Consider the following 3150-nt stretch of genomic DNA (forward strand, 5'->3'; position numbering starts at 1 on the left):
AAGGTTACATGATATCAGCCAGACTTGGAAACTATCTCATCAAATTAGTCCCCCCATAGAACCCCCTTGAGCCATCTTGCACACTTTTCTCTTTTTGTCAAATTTTATGTTAAGAAAGATGTGACTAATGGATAGCTTAAAAAGGGGGGAGAATTTAGTATCTGGGGAAATTTATCTAAATTTCGTTAAAATTATGATAGAAGGAATAGATCAGAAAAATGATGAATGAAAACTACCCGCTACTTTGAAGAACAAGTCTTGGTCAAAAGACCCTATCTTAAGCGAGAATGGTGTCAACAGGCTATTCAGAATCCAGTTAGACGAGAAATAGAACCAAACGGACGCATTCGTCATTGGTTATACATTCCCGAATTAGGAAAATACTTGCGAGTTGTCACTCTAGATGATGGAGAAACCATTCATAACGCCTTCCCAGATCGTAACTTTAAGGAGTAAAAAATGAAATTTAGTTATTATCCTGAAACCGATTCTCTATACATTAGCCTATCAGAAAAAACAAGCACCGATTCTCAAGAAATCGCCCCTGATATTGTTTTAGATTTTGATAGCGAAGGAAAATTAGTTGGAATTGATATTGATCAAGCTAGTCAAATTGTTGATTTAACTCGTTTAGAAACTGAATCTTTCCCCCTTAATTCTGTTATTTTAGCTCAATCAAAATAGTCTATATTAGAATCAAATAGCCAAAGAGATAACAAGGGCTAAAATCTCCATTTCTTTACCCGATGAACTGGTTAATTACCTAAACCAGAAAGTAGAAGATAAAAGCATTTTCATCGCCTCAATTTTACAACAATGGCGACAACAACAAGAAGCAGAAGAACTCGCCCAAGCTTTTTTAGCAGTAGATGAACTAGAATTAGGATGGACTGACGAATGGCAAACAGCAGCGATTATCAACTCGGAAGCATTATGGCTGAAGTAAAACTTAAATCCAAGCATCTAAACTCCTTAAAAAGAATTATTGAAGACGCATTAACCGAAAGACTGCAAGAACTTCAAGAAGGAATTAAGCGCACTCAATAACGAATAACTTTTTTTGAAAATAAGTATCAAATGCAGACACAAGAATTTCTCAGACGATTTGAAAACAATGAATTGCAGCATACCTTAGACTTTGATGAATGGATGGGAGAATCTTGGATGCTAGAAGCTTTACTGCAAGACAAAGAAGAAATTGAGGAGATAGAATTTGTTGATTAATGACTATTTTTAAGAGATTAGACATCTCATTGAAGCTTGTCCAATAGTTCAATTTTATAACCTCATCACTGATAGTAGAAGTCTTTATGTAGGGTTTGCTGAAAAAGTACGGGCGAAGCATTCGGATAGAAAATCTACGGTTTCACCAATAGGTTATTGCCCGAATGCTTCGCCCCTACAGGACGCGGGCCGATGAAGACGCAAGGTTTTGAACGACGATTCTCTCAAAATCTTGCACCTGTTTCGCAAAATAGGCCCCTAAAACCCTTACCTCGTCTATATTTCACATTTATTCAGCAAGCCCTAATTACACTCTTTGAAAAAGTTTCTTTATTTCGACAGTAGCTGTCAGTATCTCCCGTAATTGTAGCGTTTAGAAATGCCTAATCTTAACCAATTAACAAAGCGAGAAAGTATTAGCAACCCTTCTCGCTTTATTATAACTAAACCAACGCCTCCACAGCTTGCGGAACTACTGCCGTCTCGGTCGTGGTCGTGGGATTTTCCCCTAGGTAAATTCCCAAAGAACGGGCTGTTTTGACGATAAAACCATTAGGATCCACGGGATAGGCACAGCGATGCTCTTGATGACATTGTTTGATAATTTTGATCACTGGTTTCAGAGGCAGACTACGCACTTGTCCCCCGCGCCAAATCACCACGCGATCGAGTTTACCCTGTTCGATTAATTCTACGGCCTTAATGCCGAAAGCCGTGGCTAACAGTCGATCCATGGCCAAAGGAGGACGACTTCTTTGCAGGTGTCCCAAAGACATGGCCCGCACATCCATGGAATTGAGATAACAGAAGACGGGATCGGTAACGCACAAAGAGCGAGTTTTGTCAAATATTAATTTTTCTAAATAATCGGCAATATACTTCTCTTTTTGGTTATCTTCGTTTTTAACACCCTCAGAAATCACAATAAGAGCGAATTTACGACCTTGAGCGCGTAATTCTGCCAAATGACGACAACAACCGTCGATAATTGCGGGAGTGAGAGCCGGGGTTAATTCGGGAATAAAAATCGCATCGGCCCCCCCGGCAATTCCGGCATGAAGGGCTAAATGACCGGCATCTCTACCCATCACCTGCACAATCATCACCCTTTCGTGACTAGCGGCGGTAAAGGTGAGATCATACAAAGCTTGAGTGACGATATCCACGGCAGTGGTAAAACCGACGGACCATTCCGTATAGGGAACGTCATTATCGATGGTTTTGGGAACCGCGATAATATTCCAGTTGCCTTTCTGGGCGAGATCGTAGATGATATCGATGCTCCCATCGCCCCCAACGACGATCAGGGCATCTAATCCCAGCATTTCGTATCCTTGCAGGATTTTCGTGGCAATTTCTGGGTTTTCGGGATGTCCTTTGCTCAAAGAACCCAAGACACTACCACTAAGAAACTGCAAAACGTCTAATCCTTTCAAGACCCCGGGTAGGTTATAGCCATGCTGAGTCAGGATCAAATCTTGGGGGTGATATTTTCCCTCGGCAATCTGCATAAAACCGTCGGTCCCGTAGGGAATGCCGTACACATCCCAACCCTTGAGTTTTGATGATTTCACCACGGCACGAATTACCGCGTTTAACCCCGGGCAATCGCCACCACTGGTAAGAATACCGATTTTTTTCTTTTGATTCTCGTTCATAGTTATATCCTCCTGGATTTTTTTGTCAGTTATCAGTTATCAGTGATCAGATGTAAGTTTTCAGTTTTCAGTTAAGTAGCTGGTTATAATTAAATTAAAAATCGATTTTAGGTTCGATCCCCCCTGCCCCCCTTGATAAGGGGGGTGCCGATCCCCCCTGCCCCCCTTGATAAGGGGGGTGCCGATAGGCGGGGGGATCCCCCTTGATAAGGGGGGTGCCGATCCCCCCTGCCCCCCTTGATAAGGGGGGTGCCGATAGGCGGGGGAT

5 protein-coding genes are annotated in these 3150 nt (G+C 42.1%); 4 read left to right on the forward strand and 1 reads right to left on the reverse strand.

The features are described from left to right. The first annotated feature begins 225 nt into the window (after positions 1-225). The 4 genes from IM507_RS20230 to IM507_RS20245 all read left to right on the forward strand — a co-directional run bounded on the left by IM507_RS20230 (position 226) and on the right by IM507_RS20245 (position 1224). Entirely contained in the window at positions 226-456 is a 231-nt protein-coding gene (locus tag IM507_RS20230; protein WP_002742722.1) for a hypothetical protein, read from the forward strand. Between the two features lie 3 nt (positions 457-459). Further along, a complete protein-coding gene (locus IM507_RS20235; protein ID WP_002742721.1) occupies positions 460-684 on the forward strand; it encodes a DUF2283 domain-containing protein in 225 nt (74 codons plus the stop codon). A 213-nt stretch (positions 685-897) separates the two neighbouring features. Then, a complete protein-coding gene (locus IM507_RS20240; RefSeq protein WP_184891197.1) occupies positions 898-1047 on the forward strand; it encodes a hypothetical protein in 150 nt (49 codons plus the stop codon). 30 nt (positions 1048-1077) lie between these two features. Next, the gene (locus IM507_RS20245) at positions 1078-1224 is read left to right on the forward strand and encodes a hypothetical protein (protein ID WP_184891196.1); all 147 of its coding nucleotides are present in this window, start codon (positions 1078-1080) and stop codon (positions 1222-1224) included. A gap of 443 nt (positions 1225-1667) precedes the next feature. Here IM507_RS20245 and IM507_RS20250 read toward each other — a convergent pair whose 3' ends face one another. Further along, positions 1668-2882 carry an ATP-dependent 6-phosphofructokinase gene (locus tag IM507_RS20250; protein ID WP_287637613.1) on the reverse strand — a complete coding sequence of 405 codons (1215 nt, stop codon included), beginning with the start codon at positions 2880-2882 and terminating at the stop codon, positions 1668-1670. Between the last annotated feature and the right edge of the window lie 268 nt (positions 2883-3150).

The organism is Microcystis sp. M20BS1 (genome assembly GCF_020245305.1).
GTDB lineage: Bacteria > Cyanobacteriota > Cyanobacteriia > Cyanobacteriales > Microcystaceae > Microcystis > Microcystis ichthyoblabe_A.

Coding starts and splice junctions, on each gene's coding strand:
- IM507_RS20235 (WP_002742721.1), top strand. CDS start 460: ATGAAATTTAGTTATTATCCTGAAACCGATTCTCTATACATTAGCCTA.
- IM507_RS20240 (WP_184891197.1), top strand. CDS start 898: ATGGCAAACAGCAGCGATTATCAACTCGGAAGCATTATGGCTGAAGTA.
- IM507_RS20230 (WP_002742722.1), top strand. CDS start 226: ATGAAAACTACCCGCTACTTTGAAGAACAAGTCTTGGTCAAAAGACCC.
- IM507_RS20250 (WP_287637613.1), bottom strand. CDS start 2,882: ATGAACGAGAATCAAAAGAAAAAAATCGGTATTCTTACCAGTGGTGGC.
- IM507_RS20245 (WP_184891196.1), top strand. CDS start 1,078: ATGCAGACACAAGAATTTCTCAGACGATTTGAAAACAATGAATTGCAG.